The sequence below is a fragment of the Nocardia vaccinii NBRC 15922 genome (assembly GCF_001613305.1).
GTDB classification, from domain to species: Bacteria; Actinomycetota; Actinomycetes; order Mycobacteriales; family Mycobacteriaceae; genus Nocardia; species Nocardia vaccinii.
Window position 1 is genome coordinate 460,940 of sequence record NZ_BDCC01000009.1, and the last position, 22,255, is coordinate 483,194.

Annotated in this window: 18 protein-coding genes; 7 read left to right on the forward strand and 11 right to left on the reverse strand. The window is 67.7% G+C overall.

Annotation, left to right across the window (positions count from 1 at the left end; translation table 11 throughout):
- Positions 1-18 precede the first annotated feature (18 nt).
- The 3 genes from NV1_RS46720 to NV1_RS06610 form a co-directional block, all read right to left on the reverse strand.
- Positions 19-1,155, reverse strand: coding sequence for a C40 family peptidase (locus NV1_RS46720; RefSeq protein WP_373864585.1), 1,137 nt, complete (start codon positions 1,153-1,155; stop codon positions 19-21).
- A gap of 288 nt (positions 1,156-1,443) precedes the next feature.
- Positions 1,444-2,286 (reverse strand): hypothetical protein, encoded by an 843-nt coding sequence (locus NV1_RS06605; protein WP_157116612.1) that lies wholly within the window; start codon positions 2,284-2,286, stop codon positions 1,444-1,446.
- A complete protein-coding gene (locus NV1_RS06610) occupies positions 2,286-3,011 on the reverse strand; it encodes a ParA family protein (RefSeq protein ID WP_067886463.1) in 726 nt (241 codons plus the stop codon). Before NV1_RS06610 ends, NV1_RS06605 begins: the two co-directional genes overlap by 1 nt.
- Positions 3,012-3,347: 336 nt before the next feature.
- Between NV1_RS06610 and NV1_RS06615 the strand changes: the two genes are divergently transcribed.
- The gene (locus NV1_RS06615; RefSeq protein WP_067886465.1) at positions 3,348-4,262 is read left to right on the forward strand and encodes a DMT family transporter; all 915 of its coding nucleotides are present in this window, start codon (positions 3,348-3,350) and stop codon (positions 4,260-4,262) included.
- A 286-nt stretch (positions 4,263-4,548) separates the two neighbouring features.
- Here the strand turns inward: NV1_RS06615 and NV1_RS06620 are convergent, their stop codons facing one another.
- From NV1_RS06620 to NV1_RS06655, 8 genes are all read right to left on the reverse strand, one after another.
- On the reverse strand, positions 4,549-6,018 hold the full coding sequence (locus NV1_RS06620; protein WP_373864586.1) for an amino acid permease: 1,470 nt from the start codon (positions 6,016-6,018) through the stop codon (positions 4,549-4,551).
- Between the two features lie 163 nt (positions 6,019-6,181).
- Positions 6,182-6,880, reverse strand: a complete 699-nt coding sequence (locus NV1_RS06625) for a double zinc ribbon and FHA domain-containing protein (RefSeq protein WP_067886469.1) — start codon at positions 6,878-6,880, stop codon at positions 6,182-6,184.
- Positions 6,880-8,166: a vWA domain-containing protein gene (locus NV1_RS06630; RefSeq protein ID WP_067886471.1), complete on the reverse strand. Its 1,287-nt coding sequence runs from the start codon at positions 8,164-8,166 to the stop codon at positions 6,880-6,882. The genes NV1_RS06625 and NV1_RS06630 overlap by 1 nt, the downstream gene beginning before the upstream one ends.
- The gene (locus NV1_RS06635) at positions 8,163-9,203 is read right to left on the reverse strand and encodes a PP2C family protein-serine/threonine phosphatase (protein WP_067886473.1); all 1,041 of its coding nucleotides are present in this window, start codon (positions 9,201-9,203) and stop codon (positions 8,163-8,165) included. Before NV1_RS06635 ends, NV1_RS06630 begins: the two co-directional genes overlap by 4 nt.
- Entirely contained in the window at positions 9,200-11,413 is a 2,214-nt protein-coding gene (locus NV1_RS06640; protein ID WP_245713582.1) for a serine/threonine-protein kinase, read from the reverse strand. The genes NV1_RS06635 and NV1_RS06640 overlap by 4 nt, the downstream gene beginning before the upstream one ends.
- 320 nt (positions 11,414-11,733) lie before the next feature.
- A complete protein-coding gene (locus NV1_RS06645; RefSeq protein WP_067886783.1) occupies positions 11,734-12,912 on the reverse strand; it encodes a hypothetical protein in 1,179 nt (392 codons plus the stop codon).
- Positions 12,913-12,920: 8 nt separating this feature from the next.
- Positions 12,921-13,889: a glutamate ABC transporter substrate-binding protein gene (locus NV1_RS06650; RefSeq protein WP_067886478.1), complete on the reverse strand. Its 969-nt coding sequence runs from the start codon at positions 13,887-13,889 to the stop codon at positions 12,921-12,923.
- Positions 13,886-15,157, reverse strand: a complete 1,272-nt coding sequence (locus NV1_RS06655) for a GlnX family signal transduction membrane protein (RefSeq protein ID WP_245713583.1) — start codon at positions 15,155-15,157, stop codon at positions 13,886-13,888. The genes NV1_RS06650 and NV1_RS06655 overlap by 4 nt, the downstream gene beginning before the upstream one ends.
- Positions 15,158-15,302: 145 nt before the next feature.
- Here NV1_RS06655 and NV1_RS06660 point away from each other — a divergent pair, with 145 nt between their 5' ends.
- The 6 genes from NV1_RS06660 (at position 15,303) to NV1_RS06685 (ending at position 22,192) form a co-directional block, all read left to right on the forward strand.
- Positions 15,303-16,538, forward strand: a complete 1,236-nt coding sequence (locus NV1_RS06660) for a cytochrome P450 (RefSeq protein WP_067886482.1) — start codon at positions 15,303-15,305, stop codon at positions 16,536-16,538.
- Positions 16,539-16,600: 62 nt separating this feature from the next.
- Positions 16,601-17,191 carry a TetR/AcrR family transcriptional regulator gene (locus tag NV1_RS06665; protein WP_067886484.1) on the forward strand — a complete coding sequence of 197 codons (591 nt, stop codon included), beginning with the start codon at positions 16,601-16,603 and terminating at the stop codon, positions 17,189-17,191.
- Positions 17,192-17,328: 137 nt separating this feature from the next.
- The gene (locus tag NV1_RS06670) at positions 17,329-19,122 is read left to right on the forward strand and encodes an acyl-CoA dehydrogenase (RefSeq protein ID WP_067886488.1); all 1,794 of its coding nucleotides are present in this window, start codon (positions 17,329-17,331) and stop codon (positions 19,120-19,122) included.
- A gap of 106 nt (positions 19,123-19,228) precedes the next feature.
- On the forward strand, positions 19,229-20,584 hold the full coding sequence (locus tag NV1_RS06675) for a WS/DGAT/MGAT family O-acyltransferase (protein WP_067886490.1): 1,356 nt from the start codon (positions 19,229-19,231) through the stop codon (positions 20,582-20,584).
- 213 nt (positions 20,585-20,797) lie between these two features.
- Positions 20,798-21,133 (forward strand): EthD family reductase, encoded by a 336-nt coding sequence (locus NV1_RS06680; RefSeq protein ID WP_067886493.1) that lies wholly within the window; start codon positions 20,798-20,800, stop codon positions 21,131-21,133.
- Between the two features lie 288 nt (positions 21,134-21,421).
- Positions 21,422-22,192 carry an RluA family pseudouridine synthase gene (locus NV1_RS06685; RefSeq protein ID WP_067886494.1) on the forward strand — a complete coding sequence of 257 codons (771 nt, stop codon included), beginning with the start codon at positions 21,422-21,424 and terminating at the stop codon, positions 22,190-22,192.
- Positions 22,193-22,255: the final 63 nt, after the last annotated feature.

Here is a 22,255-nt window from a genome sequence, read left to right on the forward strand (position 1 = left end):
TGCACAGTTGCCCGCCGATCAGAATCGACGCGCGCCGGCGACCGGCATCTGCGAGATAGGGGATTCGATCACCCCGGTGCTGTCGGTCGAGGCGTGAATGACTCGCCCGTTGCCCTCGTAGATGGCCGAATGCTCGCCGCCGTAGAACGACACCACATCACCGGGCCGCAACTGACTCAGCGGTACCGGGGTTCCGGAGTCGAGCTGGCCGTAGCTGGTGCGCGGCAAGGCGACTCCGGCCTGCCGGTAGGACCACTGCACCAGGCCGGAGCAGTCGAAGGCGTTGGGACCAGCCGAACCGTAGCGATAGGCGGACCCGAGCTTGGAGCGAGCGGCATCGAGGGCGCGTTCACCGGCGGTCTCCCGGGGCGCGGGTGCCGCCTGCGGTACGGACAGCGCCGGAGGTGTGGGCAGGTTCAGGCCGGGCAGCGTCAAACCGCGGAACTGAGGTGCGGACAGGAATTGCCGGACCTGTGGAATATCCAGCACGGACGGCAGGGCCGGCAGCTGGGGCTGTGCGGCGCCGGGTGCGGGGGCCGAGTTCGGAGCCGGGACCGAGTTCGGAGCCGGGGCCGAGTTCGGAGCCGGGGCCGAGTTCGGAGCCGGGGCCGAGCCCGGGGCGAACGTGAATGTCCATGGGGATGACTGTTCAGGTGTGGTCGTCACGGTGGGCGCGGCGGCAAAGCCCGCAATCGCTGGAGCCGGTGCGAGCGCGACAGCGGGATGGGCGATCGCGGGTGTCGCCACGACAGCGGAGTGCAGGATTTCGAGGCCCGGTTCGGTCTCGACCGCGCCGGGCACGGGCGTCGCGGCGGGGTGCGCGACCGCGGGAGTAGACGCGAGCCCGACGGCGGACCGCACGATTTCGGGAATGTGCGCCGCGCCGATCACGACCCGTGGCTCGATGTTCGAATTCGGCTGCGGCGCTGCCGGAGCCAGATGGAGCCCATGTTCGACGTTTTCGGGGACGGCGACCTGGTCCGGTACATCGATCACACCGATGCCGGGGAGGTTCAGGGGTTGGGCGGCTGCCTGGCCGGTGGTGAGCACCGTCGCCCAGACCATTCCGACAGTTGCCGCGGCGACTCCCAACGCGAACCAGAGCACCCGCCGCAGCAGGCGGCTATATCGGACCTCGTCGTTTCCTGCGCTCATGATGTGCTCCTTACGATCCTGTCATCGAGGGTCGATCGGGGCCGTGCGACGCCGCGTCCCGATGACGCGGGTGACTCCGTCGAGCTCCTCGAAATAGATTCGAAAAACATCACGGTGATGCGTCCAGTCGAGCGGATCCGAGGCGCAATCTTTCGCCGGAAAATGCGGAATTACAAATACAACCGCACGAAATACCATAACGAGAGGATAAATTATCGAAAAACAACCGATCTCACGACAATGCCCCGTAATGCATTTTTTGCACTACGGGGCATTACCGGAGACCATTCAGGCGCTGATCTGCTGTTCGATCTGCTCGGCCAGGCCGCGCAACTTCGCGGCGAATTCACGGGCCGCGTCCGGGTCGCCGCCGGAACCCTTGACGATCCGGCGGGTCAGCGCGGCCAGCCGGGTCTCGGCCGAACTGAACAGATCCACCGGATGTTCGCGCTGATCCTCGGCCACCTCACCGCGCAGCCAGGCCTGCAAGCGCTGCACCACCCGGTCGCGATCGAATTCACCGGGCAGCACCGCAACCGCTTCGCGCAGTTTGCCCGCGGTGATCTTCACATCGCCCGCGGCGAGGGTGGCGTAGACGGTGACCGCGGCATCCTCACCGTGCTCGGCCGCTACCGGCAGCAATTCCCGGATCTGCCCCTCGTTGATCCCCGGGGCAAGCGGATGCAGTTTCGCGGCCAGCGGCCAGGCGCGAATCAGTTTGTGCGCGTACGAGCGCTGCATATCCCATCGCTGTTCGACATAATCGTCGAAACTGGCATAGGAATCGCGGTACAGCCGCCCGTCACGAACGATCTGCAGCGCTCGCCCGGCCGCCCAGAAGGCCATGCGCAGGGTGCCGATCGAGGATTCACAGGCCGACAACTGCGTCTGCTCACCATCGCTGAGTGGTCCCTCGCCCGGATCGGGCAGCGGGACCGTGAGCACATCCACCAGCTGTGGTTCACCGGACGGCGGTACGACCGTCAGGGCCGGCCCGGAACGTCCCTGCTGATTCCATTCGGCATCGCGCAGCGGCGAGACCGCGGGTGTGTGCTCGGCCGAATCGTCCAGCGGATTGAGCGCCTGCGCGTGTCCGCCGCCGATCATTGATTTTCTGCGTTGCGGAGGCATCAGGCGGGCACCCCCAGCGCGGCGCGGTAGGGCGCGACGAGTTCATCGCCCACCTGTCGGTATTCACCGAGATCCTGGAGTGGATTCTCCGCCCCCTCGCCGACTTCCCCATCGGCGGCTTCGCGATACCACTTCCATGCGCTCACACAGGCTTGGAAAACCTCATAATCGGCGTCCTCCAGACAGGCCCGCTGCGAGCGGTATTCCGTGGAAATGTTGACACCGTTCTTCATCGTGACCGGAACCTTTGTCATCAGGACCCGGACCCGGATTTCCCGGTCCGTGCCCGCAGCCGCCTCCTCGGCGGCCCGATAGGTACTGGGCACTCGCTTCACCTCCGAGGGGCTCACGCTCGTCAACAGGACGAGCTCATCGGTAGCGGGAATGGCCGCCTTGAAAATATCCGCCGATTCACCTCCGGCGTCCACGATCACGACGTCGTAGTCGGCGGAATTGTCGGCGATGCAGTCGCCGACGTGTCTGGACGGAAATGCGATGAGCGTGAACGGGATGTCCACCTCGGCCCGGACCAGCCTGCGATGCCAGGAATATCCGGTCTGGCTGAGCGGATCGGCATCGATCACCAGGACGCGCAATTCGTGTACCCGAGCGAAATAGGCGGCCAGAAAGAACGCGGAAGTGGTCTTCCCGACACCGCCCTTCAGATTCCCCAATGTGATGACCAGGGGACGAGGCAGATCCAGTGATGCAACAGAATTCGTCATGGACGGTCCTCCCGTAGTGAGGAGTAAAACTGTGCGATTGCCAGTCTTACACGGGCGTAACTACGAAACCGCTCGATGCGCGCGGCGTGTCCAATTGGACACGCCGGAATTACGCTACGCATACCGGACGCAGCCGGACGCCCGGTAGTATCTCGGCCATGCACCGAATTTTCACCGTCACTCCGCCGCCCGCCTCCTGAGCGAGGTGGTTTCACGGGCCGGGTGGCGTCAGCCGCTCGGTTGAGTTCGGGTACCCGTCTCCCGGTACGAACATCGTCGGCAACTGCCTCGCGTCGTCGTCCTTCCTTCCTCTTCGACGCAGGAGTACCAACAACCATGTCCGCCGACATCGTCGCGCCCGCGCGCGACCGATCCGCACTGACTCTCATCTCGGCCGGAATCCTCTGGGGCACAGGAGGGCTGTCCGGCTCCATCCTCGCCCGCGAGGCACATCTGTCACCGCTGTCCGTCGCGGCCTACCGGCTGCTCATCGGCGGCGGTCTCGCGATCGCCCTGCTGGCCTTCTCCGGCGGGTTGCGCGGCCTGCCGCGCACCCGTGCCGCGGCCGGCCGGATCCTGCTCACCGGCGGCCTGCTGGGATCCTTCCAAGGCAGCTATTTTCTTGCGGTGCAATATATTTCGGTGAGCATCGCGACGATGGCCACGATCGGGACGCTGCCCGTCTTCGTCGCCCTCGGCGGCATGACGCGGACCCGGCGCAGACCCGATACCGCGACGCTCGCCGCGATCGCAGCGGCGGTCACGGGACTGATTCTGCTCACCTGGTCACCGGACGGCGTCACGACCGGATGGCGACTCGCCGCGGGCATCTGCTTCGCTCTGCTCGCCGCCGCCGGATTCGCGACCCTCACCCTGCTCACCGCGCGGACGATCGAGGGCCTGGACCCGTTGCGCACCACCGCCTTCGGCATGCTCACCGGCGGCCTGCTGCTCACACCCATCGCCCTGGCCAGCGGCATGGCGCTGCCTCTTCGGCCCGCACCCCTGGCCACGGCGGCCTACCTGGGTACCGTACCCACCGTTGTTGCCTACACCGCCTACTTCCGCGGATTACGCACTGCCGCACCGATTTTCGCTGCCATCGCGGCGCTCCTGGAACCGCTGACCGCAGCCCTGCTGTCAGTATTCGTTCTCGGCGAACGTCTCTCGTCGGCCGGGTGGTGCGGCGCGGCGCTGCTGATCGTCGCTTTGGGAGTGAGCAGCCGCAGACAACCGAAGACAACACGGTAGCTCGGCCGCTGCCCCGCGTAGCAGCGGCCCGATTTCGGGGCGACGTATCCGACCGCGGTACGGCGCTTACCGGGATCCGCACCGTCGCTGCTCACCCGGACCGGATCGGCGGTTGAGCCCGCTCGAGCTCGCCGGTCGGTGATCGCGATCGCACCGGCCAGGGCGCCGCCCGGATCGGCGCCCTGTCCGGCGCCGATCCGGGTGCGCCGGCGTTGCGCCTGCCGGCCTCCGCGATGCGAAGGGCCCGTCGGACGAGCGGAATTCGCTCGATGGGCCGCTCGCGCGATCAGGCGTTCGCGGTTTCACTCGCATCCGGGCGAGGCCCGGTCGCCAGCAGCGAATGCCTTCTGCTGTAACCGAAGTAGATGATCATGCCGAGCACGAACCAGATCGCGAACCGCAACCAGGTGATCGGCTGCAGGAAGGTGATCAACCAGATCGAGAAGCCGATGCCGACCAGCGGAACCACCGGCATCAGCGGGGTCCGGAACGAACGGGGCAATTCGGGTGAGCGGTAACGCAATACGATCACCGCCGCGCACACCACCACGAAGGCCAGCAGAATGCCGATGTTGGTCAGCTCGGCCGCCGAGCCGATCGGCATGAATCCGGCGATGGCCGCGGACACCGCGCCCGCGATCCAGGTGATCCGGGTCGGCACGTGCCGGGTCGGATGGGTCTTGGCGAACCATTTGGGCAGCAGGCCATCCCGGCTCATCGAGAACCAGATCCGGGTGACGCCCAGCATGAAGGTGAACAGCACCGTCGTGATGCCGATGATCGCGCCCGCCGCGATCAGACTGCCCAGACCCGGCAGTCCCACGGACTTGAACGCCGTGGACAACCCGCTCTTGGGATTGATCTCGCTGTAGTGCTGCATACCGGTGAGCACCAGGCAGACCAGCACGTACAGCACCATCGCGATGGCGAGTGAATACAGGATCGCCTTGGGCAGATGCCGTTTGGCATCGACGGACTCCTCGGCGGCGGTGGACATCGCGTCGTAGCCGAACACCGCGAAGAACACCGTCGAGGCCCCGGTCACCGCACCGCCGAAGCCGAACGGGAAGTACGGGTGATAGTTGCCGGACTTGATGTAGAAGAAGCCCACCACGATCACGATCAGGACGACCACGATCTTGATGGCGACCACGGCCGCCTCGAATCGCGCCGCCGCCCTCATGCCCAGATTCAGCAGCAGGGCGATGAGCAGGCACAGCAACGCGGCGAACAGATCCACCTTGTGTCCCGCACCGGTGCCCGGCGCACCGAGCATCCACACCGGCAGATGCAGATTCAGCTGTTCGAGCAGATATTCGATATAGCCGGAGATGCCGATCGCGACCACCGCGACGATGGCGGTGTATTCGAGCAGCAGATCCCAGCCGATGAACCAGCCGACCGGCTCACCCAGTACCGCATACCCGTAGGTGTACGCCGAACCGGCCTTCGGGATCAGGCCCGCGAACTCGGCATAGGACAGCGCCGCGGCCGCACTCGCGACACCGGCGATGAGAAAGGAGACCAGCACCGCCGGTCCGGCATTCTTGTTCGCGACCTCGCCCGCGAGACTGAAGATCCCCGCGCCGATGATGCCGCCGATGCCGATCGTGGTCAGCTGCCACAGGCCCAGGACCCGTTTCAAGCCACCGGAGTCGTGCTCCTCGATCTGATCGATGGGTTTGCGCCGGAAGAATTCGCGCTGGCCTGATGAGATGCGCAGGAAAAGACTGGGCATGACTGGACTGGCTGGCATGTGCTGCTCCTTGTACTACCTGATCGGGGCAGTGTAAATGTGAGCGGTAACACCCAGATTGTCCGCTCTCATGAATGAAATCGGGCGATTTCGTCGGATCGGACAAGCAGATTGTCGGGCATATCTGCATGCCGCCGCTGCCGAGGGCCGGATTCCGGCCCGTTCAGGCGGATTCGTAGGTCACGGTGATGGTGGTCCATCCGCCGACGTGGATCCGATCGCCGCTGTGCAGCGGAACCGGCGTACCGGGCGGGATCAGATCGTCGATGCCGTTCAGACTGGTCCCGTTCGTGGAGCCCAGGTCCGTGACGGTGAGAACGTCGCGGTCGATGTGGATCCGCGCGTGCGACCGGGATACGCCGATGTCCACCGGGGCGATACCGAGATCGATATCGGGTAGCACACCCTGCGACACACTGCGCTTGCCGATCAGGAAATCGCTGCCCCGCAACGGAATCCGGCGCTCCGGATAATAGCCGGGAAATTCCACCCGCTCGGCGTCCGGACCTTTGCGGGACAACATCCGCTGGTAGAGATCGCCGTCGGCCACGACTGTCGCCACCCAGATCAATTCTCCCGCAGCGCTGTTCGGAGCAGACTTACCGAATTCGACTGTCGGCGCCGCAGATTCGGACACCGCGGCGGCGGGATCGGCCTGCGCCGGAAACGATGCGGCCGCGGGCAGTGCCGAGTCATGGCCGCACACTTCGCAGAACCGCGCCGAGATCGGCGCACCGCATGACGGGCACGGCAGCGGCGCCGCGGCCGGCCGAACCGGGGCCGGGCCGCTGCTCATGGCCGCCCCGCAGACGTCGCAGTAATCGGTGGCGGCCGATGGGTGACCATCGGGACAGGTGAGCACTAGGACTCCTTCCGTACCCGGGCGGTCCTGGTCGAACGCGCGTCCAACGCCATCTCGTCGAAGGTGTCGACATCGTGCCGCAGCCGGACCGTGCCGGTGTGGTCGTCCACCTCGACGACATTGCGCAACAGTTTGGCGGTGCCGTCGTTTCCGGACTCGGCGGCCAGTTCCACCGCTCGCTGCAACTTGGCCGTCGCGGCATGCACATCGCCCTGTTTGCGGGCGGTGAGCCCCTCCTGCACCGCCTCGGCGAGTTCGGCCTGACCGGTGTAATGCGCGACGCGGCGGCTGATCCGGGCCGACAACTCGCTGTCGGTGGTCCACACCGCCTTCACCAGCCCCTGGCCCACCACCTCGTTCCCGGCGACCACACTGATCCGGGCGGCCAGCTTCTCTCGGCCGGGCGCGCCCGGATCGAGACGGACCTGCACGTGATAGTCGCGCTCCTCGGCGCCCCACGAGCCCAGCGGATAGTCGCCGATCTGCGCGGCGGTCTCGCGACGCCGACCGGAAATATCCTCGATGGTGGGCGCGACCTGCTTGACGAATCGAACCGCGGCGCCCACGGGCGTCCAGACCCGCAGGGTCAGTTCGGGAATCGTGCGGCCCATCGACGCGCGGGTGAGCGCCTGGAAGTCGGCGGTCAGCTCCGAACCCCGTTTCACCACGTCGACCGAGCCGAGCAGCCCGGAGGCGACGGTACGCAGTTCCGCCACCACATAATTGGTGCCCACGCCGCGGCAGTCACAGGTGAACAGCCCCGCCGACTGCCGGATCTCATCGAGCAGATGGGCGGGTTCCTCGTGCTCGTTCTTGCCGTCGGTGAGCAGGATGGCATGGGCCATCGCGCCGGGATACTGCCCGGCGACCTGGCGCGCCACCCCCAGCCACATCCCCATCGCGGTACCGCCGTAGGGGCGCAACGTGTCCAGGGCATGCCGTGCGGCGGTGCGTGATTCGGGATCGGCGCGCCGCAGCGGGCCGTGCGCGGGGAAGACCACCTCGCCCAGGTGGGTGCCCTTCACGATGGCGAAAAGGGTGCCGTCGGGCATCTCGTCCAGCGCCGCGAGGGTGGCCGCGCGGGCCCCGGCGAACCGGTCACCGGCCGCCATCGATCCGGAACAGTCGATGATGATGATCTCCACGCGCTCGCGTGCCGGTGCGGCCACCGCGAACTGCGCGCCCGCCTCCACCGTGACGACCGCGTCCACGGTGTCCGCGCCCTCGGCCAGATATTGATTCTGGTCGACGACGACCGAAATACCCCCCACCGCAGGTGAACTCATTCCTCGCCTCCCCGCCCCCACGGCATGCCGACCGGCGCCAGCGCGACGGTGATGTTGTCACCGCCACCGGCGGCCATGGCGTATTCGACCAGCTCGCGGGCGGACTCGGTCGCCTGCGTCGCCGTCGCGGTGGCGACCGAGGCGATGCCCGCCGGATCGGACAGGTAGTTCCACAGCCCGTCGCTACACAGCAGCAGCAGTCCGGGACCGCGCACCCGCACCGACCGCACCCGGGTATCGGCGGCCTTGTGCTCGGAATCCGCACCCAGCCAGCGCACCAGCGCGTGCGCGCGCGGATCCTGCATGGCCGACTCCTCGTCCATCACGCGCGCGTCGACCAGCGCCTGCGCCCAGGAATCGTCGATGGTCAGCCGCTGCGAGGGTGGCGTACCGTGCGCCTCGTCCGGGCACAGCCAATATGCCCGGCTGTCACCGACATTCGCGACCGTGATCTCGAATTCGCCTTCGCCGCAGGCGCGCAGCACCGCGGCCACGTAGGTGCAGGACGGGGAGTGGCCCGCACCGGTGGACACATCCCGCACGGCCTGGAACGCGGCCTCCAGACCGGCCATCACCGCGTCGGTGGTGGTGCGGTCGGCGGCCAGCGCGGACAGGCAGGCGTCCACCCCGCCGCGTGCACCGGCCCGCGCCGCCAGGTGTGGATCCTCGGAGGTGGACACCCCATCGCACACGGCGATCACGATCGTCGGCCCGGAAGTGTCGTCCAGCAGCGCCGCGGCGACCGCGTCCTCGTTGCGGGCGTGCACGAGTCCGCGATCGGTGATCAGTTGCACCGCACCGAGGTCGGCCTCGCTCCGGTCGGGCGGGCGACGCAACCCGCCGCAGGCCGCGCAGTAGCCGTCGGCGTCGAAATCCGCCGCGCCGCAGTCCTCGCAGACCGCCGCCGGATCGATGGTGACGTCCGGCAGCACCGCGCGGGTGATGGCCAGTTCGTGCCCGCACTGCTCGCAGAAGCGGTCGGCGGCGCCGATGCCGGCCCGGCATGTCGGGCAGTGCCGATCCACGGCGGCGCTCACAGCATCGTCCTTGGGCGGATCCGGTTGGCATGGTCGACCAGTTCGATTCGGCCCCACAGATCTCCGGCGTCCCGGGCGAGATCGCGATAGCAGCTCTCCAGACCCGAGCGCACCCCGGCGAGATCCAGATCGCGGCCGAGGAGAGGTTCGGACCCGGTCGCGGCATGGCCGGCGGAAAGCCAGGTCAGGGCGGCGTCCAGCACAACCCGGCGAACTTGCGCGGCACGATGTTTCGATTCGATGACGAGCCTTTCGATCCGGCTGCCGCCCTCGCGCAACAGCTCTTCGGTGATTTCGGCCGGGCTCCGGCCCGCCAACAGGACCTCCACCGCGGTGATCGCGGCCTCGGTGTGTCGCGCCGAGGCCGGGTCGACCTGATCCAGTACCGCGACCGCGCCCGCGTGATCCCGGGCCGCACGCCGCAGCCGGGCCAGACCGAAGGCCGCGCTCACGAACCTTCGATCGGTTCGCCACACCATGTCGTAATATCTTGTGGCCCTGCTCAATTCGATATCCGGATCGGCGCCCGGCAGGCCGGCCGACAGTTCCGCCGCCACCGCGAGTGCCAGCTGCGCGGCCGCCTCACCCGGCAGCGCGGCGTACACGGCGTCGAATTCCGCAGCGGCCGAGTCGAATTCGCGGACCAGCAGCCGGGCCAGCCCGCGATACCAGGTCAGCCGCCAGTCCTCGCCGAGAGTTGCGGCCAACTCGTCGATCCGGCGCTGGGCGTCGACGGCATCGCCCGTCTCCAGGGCCGCGCGGATCAGCCGCAGCGGAATCTCCACCGACTCGGCCGCCCCGGTGACCACCGCGCGCAGCCCCGCCGCGAATGCCGGTTCGAGCTCGGCCGGACTGGTACCGCTGGTCGTGGCCAGCAACCCCGCGCCGGTGTCGGCGGGATCGACCAGCGGCACCGGCAGCGCGGCGACGATATCCCGCGGCTCGAGCCGGACCGGCGCGTTCGCCGCATTGTCGGGTACCGGGGCTCCCGCGCCGAATACGCCGCGCGGCGGACCGAAATTCACCGACAGCCCCGGATGCGGTACGTCGTCCTGGACCGAGAGCACCGTACGCAGTACACCGGTCAGCTGATCGGCCATCTCCTCCATCGAGGCGAAGCGCGCGGCGGGATCTGCGTCGGTGGCGCGTAGCAGGAATCGGTGCAGCGAATCATGTTGCGCCAGAACCGGTTCGGTTGCCGGGCCGGGAAGTTCGGCGAAGTGGCCGTCGCGCTCGGGCAGCGGCAGCACCAGCACCGCCAGCGTGCGTCCCACGGTGTACACCTCGGTCGCCGCGGTGGGGCCCGTCTCCGCGATCTCGGGGGCCTGATATCCGGCCGTGCCGTAGATCGGACTGTCCTGATCGTCCATCGCGATGACCGCGCCGAGATCGATCAGCTCGAGCTGTTCATCGGACTGCATCACGTTGTCCGGCTTGAAATCACAGTAGGCCAGCCCCAGCGAATGCAGATATCCCAGCGCGGGCAGCATCTCCAGGACGTACGCGATCGCCTGCGCGGGCGGTAAATGCGCGCCGGTGCTGTCGCGATGACGGCGCAACACCTGCTTCAGCGAGGTTCCGCCGACGTATTCCATCACGATGTAGCCGACCGGAATGCCGTCCGCCCCGGCATGTTCGACGAAGTTGAAGATCTTGACGATGTTGGGGTGTTCGACCTGAGCCAGGAAACGGCGCTCGGCCACCGCCGCGGCCATCGCCGCCGGGTCAGCGGTGTTCAGCAGGCCTTTGAGCACCACCCAGCGATCGTTGACATTGCGGTCCACGGCCAGATACAGCCAACCCAGCCCACCGTGCGCGATCGGCCCGACCACCTCGTACTGCCCACCGACCAGTTCACCGCGAACCAGCTTGGGCGTGAAGGAGAACCGGCCGCCGCAGTGCGGGCAGAAGCCTTCGGCTCGCCCCGGCGCATTGTCCCGCGAACGTCCCACCGGCCGTTCACAATTCGCGCAGAATCTCTTGTTCTCCGGAACACTCGGATCGGTCAGCACCGCACTCGCCGGATCCACCCGCGCGACCCGGGGCACCTCGACCATCCCTGCCCCGAGTCTCCCGCGTCGCGATCGCGACGACGTGGACCGCGCCCGCGCCGAGCGAGTTTCGCCGCGGGCCGCCCCTACGGTCGCGACCGGCTGCGTCCCCGGCGGCGGACTTTCTCCCGCCGCGGCACCGGATGTTCCCGGCGGCACCGCCGCGGGAGCGGTCCCGCACCTATCGCAATAGCCATCGAAAATCGTCCCGGCACAACCGGGTTCACCGCACGGCGATCCGTCCGCCGACCCGCCCGCGGCATGGCCCGCCGAAACCGGAGCGGCCCCGCAGGTACCGCAGAAACCACGGGAAATCGTTCCGCCGCAACCGGGTTCACCGCATCGACCACCGTTCGACGCAGCGTTGGCGGACGGCGCGGGTACCTGCGGCGCCGTACCGCAGGTAGCGCAGTACCCGTCGACGATCGTCCCGGTGCATCCGGGTTCGGCGCACTGCCCGCCCGTTCCCGCCGTACCACTCATCCCCGCCTCCCCGACACTTCCGCGACGACCTGCTGATAGTCCGTGATCGCCCGGGTGACCGCCGCCAGATCGCACGGGACGCGGCCGAGCAGGCCCGTGGCGATTCGGTTGGCGGACAGGACATTCTGTTCCTCGCTCACCCCGAGGCGAGCCGCCTTGGCCTGGTAGGCCGCCAATCGGCCGCGTAGTTCGGCGCGGCGGTCCAGCAGGCCCTGGGCCAGTTCGAGCGCTTGTTCGGCGCGGACGTGCGTCGCGGCGATCCGGTGACGCAATTCCCGCAGGGCCAAGGCGGCGCGCGCGTCCGGGGGACGGTCGGCGAGGGCGTCGAGTTCGCGCCGCAGCGGCCCGGTCTCGTCGCGATGGACGGGCAGAGGTGCGGTGTGGATCTTCTCCTGCACCTGCTCCCGCGCGAGTGCGGCGCGGTCGATCACCTTGCCGATCGCCGCGAGCCGGTCGCGGGTCTGCGCAATCGCCGTCGCCCACTGCGCGCTCAGCACCCGCAGTTCGGCCAGATCCTGCGATTCGCGCTCCAGGCGGCGCGTCAATTCCGCCACGCGAGAATCGGTTTCGGCCGCACTCGAGGCCAGTGGGTCGGTCGCGGAGTGGCGGAGCATATCGGTGACCGTCTCGGCGATCTCGCGCAACTCCGGGGTGACGCCGCCGAGCCGCGTCAATTCGGCCTGCACCGGATTCAGCGCCTCGAGCACTCGGGTGTTGGCCGCGTCCACGGCATCGAGGAACCGGGCGATCTGCGGGAATGCGGTGCGCATCCGATCCAGCGTGTCCGCGATGCCCACGAACAGCACCTGCTCGCCGGGTCCGGTCAACGAGCGCTGCGCCATCGGGATAGCGGTCCGCGTCGCCTCGTGCGGACGATCACGCAGCAGTCTGGTGAGTTCGGCGCGATCGGCGTCGGAAAGTTTGGTGCGCCGCGCCCGCACGACCCGCGCCTGATCCAGAATCGCCTGGACGCGGCCGAAATCCTCCCACATCAGATCCAGCAGCTCCTCGATCGGACGCCACTGTCGTGCGGTGACGCCGGTAGGCGGGAATCCGCGCAGCAGGAGCAGTCCGGGATGCCGATCCAGTTCCAGCAGCGTCGCGGTGACCGCATCGATCTCCCGGCCGCGCGAGGCCAGTTCGTTGTCGATCTCGAGGGCGGTGAGCGCGTGCATCGACGACCTCACCCGCTGTAATGCGGGGCCGGGGGTCCGGTCGAGGGGCCGAGCGGACTCAGGCTGGCGTTGTACAGCCGCTGCCAGGTGCCGTCGGCGCGAATGCGATCCAGGACACCGTTGACGAACCGGACCATATCGTCCTGGCCGTGCGGCAAGCCGACCGCGTAATTCTCGTATCCGAGCGGACCGCCGACCACCTGGAGATTGGCGTCCTGTGCGGCCAGGCCGGCCAGAATCGGCTCGTCGGTGCTGACCGCGTCCACCTGCCCCTGCTGCAGCGCGACCAGGCAGTCGGTCCAGTTCGTCACGCCCAGCACCGTCGGCGGGTGCGGCAGATTCAGGGCGAACAGCCGATCGGCCGAATCCGCGCCCACCGTGACGCACACCCGCTTGCCGTCCAGATCGGCCGCGGATCGGATACCGGAAGTCTTGGTCGCCAGGATGCGTTGCGCGGCAGTGAAATACGTACTCGAGAAGGCCACCTCACGACGACGATCACAGGTTACCGAGAAGGTGCGCACCACCATGTCCACCCGGTGGTCCGTCAGCACCGGCACCCGCTCGGCGGTGGAGACCGAGCGCAGTTCGATCCGGCTCGGGTCGCCGAACAGGTCGCGGGCGATCTCCCGCGCCAGATCGATGTCGAAACCCTCCAGCTGTCCGGTGGACGGATCGCGGAACCCGAACAGATAGGTGTTCTGGTCCACACCGACCGTCAGGCGTCCCTTCGCCCTGAGCCGCGCCATCGTCGAATCCGCCGCGAACCCACCGGAACTCGGCGTCAGGCTGGTGGTGGCGTCGCCGCACTGGGCGGCGGGCGTCGCACTGGGCGTGATCGTCCGGGAATCGGGCGGCAGCGGCCGAACCGGCGGGACCGGCGTGGACACCGGCACGGCCGCATCGGCCCCGCAGCCCGCCAGCAGCGCGGTCGTCGCCAGGACGACCAGCGCTCGCAACAATCGGGTGCGCCTCACTGGAACTCCTTCAGCCGCGGCCAGAGTCCGATGACCGCGGCACCGGCCGCGAACACCAGTAACACCAGTGTGCCCGCGGCGCCGCCGATCCAGCTGTCACCAGCCGAGGCGATCTGCTCGCGCACCTGAACCCGGGTCTGCGCGAGGTCGCCGCGCACCGAACCATCCAGGGCGGTGAAGGTCTCGGAGGAGTCGGCCGGCGCGGTGCCGATCGCCTGTTCCACCGCGGCGGGATAGTTCGCGGCGTCGTAGTACCCGACCTGTGCGCGATGGCCCGCCAGCCACTGCGAGAACTGCCGCAGCACCGGCGAATCGGACGGAACCACTCCGGACAGGCGATCGCGCAGCTGACCGGTCTTGGCCGAGAAATCGGCCTCGGTGCCGGTGGTGTCGCCGCGGGTGATCAATTCGAGCATTTCGTCGGTGCGGGCCTGCTGTCCCAGAATGCGCGCCTGCGCGAGATTCTCCGAACGCGTGGTCGGCCCGCCCGCGCCGGTATCGATCGCACCGGCCGAGGTGATCGTCGCGACCACGATCCACACCAGCGCCACCAGCGCCGCGCCCGCGGCGGCGACGATGCCGAGATTGAACAGCCGGTTCGTGCGCCGCAACAGAATTCGCGACGCCACGCCCGCACCCGCGAGCACCACCAGCAGCAGTACGGTCGCAAGCCACGGCGGCCCGGTGATCGCGCGCTGATCCGCGCGCAGGGCGGCCGCACGTTCGGTGGCGAGCTGAGCTGCGCTGGGCAGCAACGACTTCTGCATCAGCCCCGAGGCTTCGCGCAGATAGGCCGAGCCCACCGGGAAGCCCTGCCGGTTGTTGGCCCGCGCCGACTCGACGAGTCCGGTGTAGGCCGGCAGATCCGCCGAGATGTTGGCGACGATACGGCGGCTCTGCGGATCGTTCGCCCCGGCCGTCGCGGTGGCCAGTGCGGCTGCCGCGTCGGCAAGCGCCTGTTGATACTCCGACCTGATCTGCTGCGGTTCGATACCGCCGGACAGGAATGCGGTGGCAGCACTCGCATCGGCCTGGGACAGCGCGACGTACAGGCTCTGCGCCGCGTTGTTCAGCGGCTCCGAACGAGTCAGGGCGTTGTCGCGGCGAGCGGTCTTGTCGCTCAACTCGTTCGCGCAGACCAGACCCGATATCAAGCACAGCACGACGGCGGCGGTTGCGACCGCGGCGATCACCCCCGGCGTGGTAGCGGCCAGACGCCGCAACCAGTCCGCGCCTTGACGGACGGTCGCCGGTAGACGAAGTCTCAACTCCCTCCCCCTCCTGCTGGCCGTTCGGGACTCCGGCGGGCCGGGGTCTCGAACGCGATCGTACGGGAGCGAATATGAGTTCGCCGACCGAATAACAGCGATATCGCCTATAGACACTTTTCCTGATCTGACTTACCGTTGAGACATGAGCGATACTTTGTCTCGCGAGCCACGCTTCGAACTCCGGTCCGGGGACAGCTGGCGCGATCCGTGGGGGATGTATGCCGCGCTGCGCGAGCAGGATCCGGTGCATCACGTCGTACCCGAGGGGCGCGAGGACGAGGACTACTACGTGCTGTCCCGGTATCGCGACGTCTACGAGGCCGTGCGCGATCCCGAAACCTTCTCCTCCGCACAGGGTTTGACGGTCGACTACACCGATCTGAGCGCGATCGGACTGGGCGGGAACCGGCCGTTCGTGTTCACCGATCCGCCGGATCACACCATCTTCCGGCGTCGGGTGGCGAAGGGGTTCACCCCACGGCAGGTGCAGGAAATCAGCCCGGCGGTAAGAGAATTCGCCATCGAACGGATCGAGCGGCTGCGCGCGGCGGGCGGCGGCGACATCACGGCGGAGCTGTTCAAACCGCTACCGACCATGGTCGTCGCGCACTATCTCGGTGTGCCCGAGGCGGATCGGGCCGCCTTCGACGGCTGGAGCGAGGCGATCGTCGCGGCGTCGGCCACCGGTACCGGCGGCGTCATGCAGGCACAGGCCGCGGTCACCGAGCTCATGCAGTACTTCACCGGACTGATCGAGAAGCGCCGTGCCGCACCGGGTGCGGACACCATCTCCCATCTGGTGGCCTCCGGGCTGGGTGCGGACGGTGATGTCGGGGAGATCCTGCAGATCCTCGGCTTCGCCTTCACCATGATCACCGGCGGCAACGACACCACCACCGGAAATCTCGGCGGCGCGGTGCAATTGCTGACCCAGTATCCCGCGCAGCGGCGGCGGCTGATCGAGGATCCGGATCTGATTCCCGGGTCGGTGGACGAATTCCTGCGGCTCACCTCACCGGTACAAGGCCTGGCGCGCACCGCGACTCGCGATGTGGAACTCGACGGCGGCACCATTCCCGCGGGCCGTCGCGTACTGCTGCTGTACGCCTCGGCCAATCGCGACGAGCGCGAATTCGGGCCCGACGCAGCCGAACTCGACATCACCCGGGCCCCGCGGAACATCATGACCTTCGGCAACGGTAACCACCACTGCCTCGGTGCGGCCGCGGCGCGGATGCAGGCGACCATCGCATTGCAGGAGTTGCTCGCCCGCTGTCCGGAGTTCACCATCGACATCGATGACGTGCGGTACACCGACGGCAGTTATGTGCGCTGGCCGGTCAGCGTGCCATTCGGTGTCGGCGGCCCGGCTTCCTGAGCGAATCGGCACGAGGCCGGTGAGGTGGAGTCGGTGCATCCTCGACACAGCGTTCGCGGCGAATGCCGGAGACGAGCGGGGACGGGAGAGTTGTGAGTGATTGGCTGGGCGAGGCGCGTTCGTTGAGCGCCGCCGAACGGATCCTGGACGCCGCGGCCCGGTTGTTCGCCGAGCGCGGGGTGGCAGCCACGCAGATGGGCGATATCGCCAAGGCCGCGGGTTGTTCCCGGGCCACGCTGTACCGCTATTTCGACAGCCGGCAGGCGGTGCAGCTGGCCTTCGTACATCGTGCGGCCCGGCACGTCGGGGCGCGGGTCGCCGAGGAGATCGCCGGAATCACCGATCCGGGCGAGCGCGCGGTCGCGGGCGTACTGGCCAGTCTGCGGGCGGTGCGCGCCGATCCGCTGCTGATCGCCTGGTTCCGTCCGGGGGACGCGGGGCTGGCCATCGAAATCGCACAGACTTCGCAGGTCATCGAGGCCATTGCCGGTTCGGTGACCGGCGATGCGCCGGACCCGGAAGCGACGCTGCTCGCCCGCTGGCTGACTCGCACGATCGTCTCGCTGCTGACCGTCCCGGGCCGGGACGAGGCCGAGGAGTCGCAGATGCTGCACCGCTTCATCGCCCCGCTGTTCACCTCCGCGCACCGCTGATTCGCCGGACGTCCCGGCGCACCCCGAACGCGGATCCACACCCCGAGCAAGCCCTGTACGGGGTGCGTCTTCATACACCGGGTGCGGGTATCCGGGAAGGGTTGCGCGCGGGCTCGCGGATCGCAAGGGTGGAGTCCATGAATTCGCTCATCATGTCTGCGCGGGACCTCGAGTTCCTGCTGTACGAGTGGCTGGACACCGCGCGGCTGAACGAGCGCGAGTACTACCGGGAACACTCCCGGGAGACCTTCGATCAGGTCCTCGAACTGGCGCAGGAGCTGGCGACCAGATACTTCGCCCCGCACAACCGCGCGAGCGATCTGCACGAGCCCACCTTCGACGGGGAGAAGGTGCACGTCCTCCCCGAGGTCGAGCGGGCGTTGAAGGCGTTCGCCGAGGCGGGCATGATCGGCGCGGCAATGAGTGAGCGGGTCGGCGGTATGCAGTTGCCGCACACCGTGTTCACCGCGTGTATGTCCTGGTTCTACGCAGCGAACGTCGCCACGACCAGCTATCCGATGCTCACCATGGGCAATGCGAACCTGCTCGCCGCGCATGCCTCGCCCGAGCAGATCGAGCAGTTCGTCACGCCGATGATCGAGGGCCGGTATTTCGGCACCATGGCATTGTCCGAACCACAGGCCGGATCCAATCTGGCCGATATCACCACCCGCGCCGAACCCCAGGAGGACGGCACGTACCGGCTGTTCGGCCGCAAGATGTGGATTTCGGGCGGCGATCACGATCTGTCGGAGAACATCGTCCACCTGGTGCTGGCCAGAATTCCGGGCGGCCCCGCGGGCACCCGCGGCATCTCCCTGTTCATCGTGCCCAAATTCCTTCCGGCAGAGGATGGTTCGGACACCCTGCGCAACGACGTGGTACTGGCCGGGATCAATCACAAGATGGGCTGGCGCGGCACGGTCAACACCGCGCCGGTCTTCGGCGATGGCGCGTTCACCCCGGGCGGGCGGGCCGGCGCGGTGGGCTATCTCGTCGGTGAGCCGCATCGCGGCCTGGCCTATATGTTCCACATGATGAACGAGGCCCGGCTCGGCGTCGGACTCGCGGCGACCGCCCTGGGATACACCGGATACCTCAAGGCGCTGGATTACGCCCGCAATCGCCCGCAGGGCCGCCCGACCGGCGCAAAGGACGGCCCACAGGCGCCGATCGTGGACCATCCCGATGTGCGCCGCATGCTGCTGGCCCAGAAGTCCTATGCCGAGGGCGCCCTGGCGCTGCAACTGTTCTGCGCCACCCTGATCGACGATCTACGAAGTGCCACAACCGATTCCGAGCGCAATCGGGCGGAGTCGCTGCTGCGCGTGCTCACCCCGATCGCCAAGAGCTGGCCCAGCCAGTGGTGCCTGGCCGCCAACGATCTGGCGATCCAGGTGCACGGCGGCGCCGGGTATACCCGCGATTACGACGTCGAACAGCACTATCGGGACAACCGGCTCAATCCGATTCACGAAGGCACACACGGTATTCAGAGCCTGGATCTGCTCGGGCGCGCGGTCACCGCCGACAACGGGGTCGCGTTGTCGTTGCTGCTGGACACCATCGGCGAAACCGTCGCCGCCGCCGGAGCCACCGGCGATGCCGAACTCGGCCATTTCGGCGACGATCTGGCCCTGGCCGCCCAGCGGATCGCGACCAGCACCGCACTGCTGTGGAAGTCCGGTGATCCGCGGATCGCGCTGGCCAATTCGGCGGCCTACCTCGAGGCCTTCGGACATGTGGTGCTGGCCTGGATCTGGCTGGAACAGGCCATCGCCGCGCACGGACATTCCGGCGTGTTCTACGACGGTAAACGCGTCGCGGCACGCTATTTCTATCGTTGGGAACTTCCGCGCACCACACCGCTGTTCGATCTGCTCGACTCGCTCGACCGCACCACCCTGGACCTGGACCCGGCGGCGCTGTAGTCGCGCCGAGCACGTCGAGCAGGATCAGGTCGCATTCGTCCAGACGGAGGCAACGACGCCGCACCGTACACACAAGGGCTACACCCACCCGGTATAGGCGGATCCGATGGAACTCCTCAACCCGATCGACGCTCTGTTCCTCACAGCCGAATCACGTGAACATCCCATGCACGTGGGCAGTCTGCAGATCTTCGAGCGGCCCGCTGAGCAGGGCGAGGATTTCGTACGCTCGCTCTACGCGGAGCTGATGTCCGCCACGCCGGTGCACCCGCGCTTTCGCCGACGACAGCGGCGCATCCTCGGCAGCTTCTCCAGCGTGGTCTGGGCGCACGGCGAGATCGATCTCGAATACCACCTGCGCCGCTCTGCACTGCCCCAGCCCGGCAGCACGGCCGAACTGCTCGACCTGGTCGAACATCTGCACGGAGCCCTGCTGGACCGACACCGCCCGCTCTGGGAGGGGCGGATCATCGAGGGGATGGCGCAGGATCGGCTGGCCATCTACGTCAAGATGCACCACGCCCTCATCGATGGCGTCTCCGCGCAGCGGCTGTTGCAGCGCAGCCTGACCGACGATCCGTACGCCACCCGAGTCCGCGCGCCGTGGACGGTGAGCCGCACCGAGCCCGAACCCGGCCCTGATGTCCCGGAGAGCCTGTGGCAGCAGGTGCGGCACGCGTTACCGCGCTTGGCCACCGAGGTCGGTGGCGTGCGCAGTGCGGTGCGCGCGCTGGCCGAGGGCAAACTGGCGTTGCCGTTGTCCGCACCCCCGACGATGTTCAACGTCCCGATCGGCGGTGCGCGCAGTATCGCCGTCGGCTCCTGGCCGATGGAACGCATCCACGCCGTGCGCCGGGCCACCGGCGCCACCGTCAACGATGTGGTCCTGACACTGTCCGCCACCGCTCTGCGCGAATACCTGTTGAAACGAAATGCCTTGCCGGACAAGCCTCTCACGGCCATGGTTCCGGTGAATCTGCGCCGTACCGACGATGCCGAACCCGAGGGCAATCTGGTCGCCGCGCTGCTGTGTGATCTCGGGACCGACATCGCGGATCCGGCACAGCGGCTGGCCGCGATCAGCACATCGATGCGCGAAGCCAAGCGCGTCTTCACCGAATTGCCGCGATTGCAGGCACTGGCGCTGTCCGCACTACTGATGTCTCCGCTCGGGCTGACCTTCCTCCCCGGTTTCCAGGCCCTGCCCCGAGTCCCGTTCAACCTCGTCATCTCCAACGTGCCGGGCCCGCGCAAACCCGTCTATCTGCAGGGCGCCCGGCTCGAGCACAATTACCCGCTGTCCATCCCGTTCGACGGCCAGGCCATGAATATCACCGTCACCAGCACCGCGGACAGTTTCGACGTGGGCATAGTGGGCTGCCGACGCTCGGTCCCCGAGCTCCCCGCCCTCGTCGACCACCTGGACACCGCCCTCGCCGAACTCGAACACGCGACGTGCTAGACACTCGGCCACTAGGTTCTGTCTCGAAGTGAGCCATGGGGCGGGCGGACCTGACCGATGCGCAAGGGGCGAGGCTGGAAGCGCTCGCAGCCTGTGGGCACGGGTTTCACAATTCCATGCCGAGCTGTCGATCTGGTGGGGTGTCGTTCGTCGGAACTATGGATCCGGTCGAACAACGCGGCTGGACCCCCAAGCACCCGAGGAGACCGACCGATGAGCGCACCGACGCCGCCCAAGCCTGCGGCCCGATTCCTGGTCATGTACGAAACCCCCTCCGACATCGAGGCCTTCGAACACCACTACTGGGATGTACATATCCCGCTCGCCAACAAGCTGCCGGGCCTGCGTCGCTACACCGTCAGCCGCGACGCGATGCCCGTAGTCGGCGAGCCGTACTACATCGTGGGAATGCTGGATTGGGATGACATGGCCACCCTCGTCGCGGCGTTCGAGTCAGAGCTCGGGCGGCAGTGCGCCGCCGATGTGCGGGAACACCTCAGCCGCTATGCGACTATCCGCAGCATGGTCCTCCAGCTCGACGAGGCATAGCCACGAGGCACTTCGAGACAGAACCCAGGCCCGGACCGGGCACCGCATCGAGCGAACATCCAGCGCCTCGATGCGATCGATATGCACCGGCCACGACAGCCCGGATCGGCGAGATGTGTCCGGTGACGAGCACTCACACCCGCCCGTCCGCCGAGTGCGGTGACCGTGCTCGTCTCCGCTGTGGTCGTCACCCGACTACACGCGTGCACACAGCCCGCGCAGGCACGACGAGCAACACCGCGGGGGGCGCACAGGGGCCGTCGAATGCCGGACGCCACTATTGAAGGTATGCACTGGCCGGAACTGCGCGCGCGATGCCGTCTCGAGGAGGATGCGGCGATTCTGGCGCTGAACAAACCCGCCGGAATCTCCGTGACCGGGGAGCGGCACGATACCGATATCGTGCGACTCGCCGAGGAGTACGGCGAAACGCTGTATCCGGTGCACCGGATCGACAAGGTGACCTCCGGGCTGGTGCTACTGGCCAAGGATCTCGCCGCGCACGGCCAGTTGACCAGGCAGTTCAACAAACGTACGGCCGAGAAGTCCTATCTGGCCGTCACCGCGTCCACCGGGCTGCCCGATCGCGGTGTCATCGATCTGCCGCTGAGTGTGGGCCGCAAGAACCGAGTGCGGATCGCGGCTCCGCGCGAGACCATCGTGCGCACCGACGAGGGCCCGGCAATTGCCACCTGGTCCGTCGCATCGCGAGATGTGCTGGCGGGCAAGAACTATCCGTCCCGCACCGAATTCACCACCGTGCTGCGCGGTGCGGCGCACACGGTGCTCGCGGTGCGCCCGATCACCGGACGCCGCCACCAGATCCGGGTACACCTGGCCTGGATCGGACATCCGATCGCCGGTGACCCCCTGTTCGACCGGTCCGGCACCTACTCGCGCGCCCACCTGCATTCGTGGCGGTTGCGATTGGACGCGCCGTGGCGCGATCCCGCCGACCTGGACCTCGTCGCTCCGCCGGGCCCGGACTTCTGGACCGCGGGCACCACCCGGCTCACCGATGACCCGGACGCGTTGCTCGCACACGCCGCGGACGCGTGACCCGCCCGCGGCGCCGGCAGAGACCGAATTGTCATGCATCTCGGCTATATTCGGTGGCGCGTC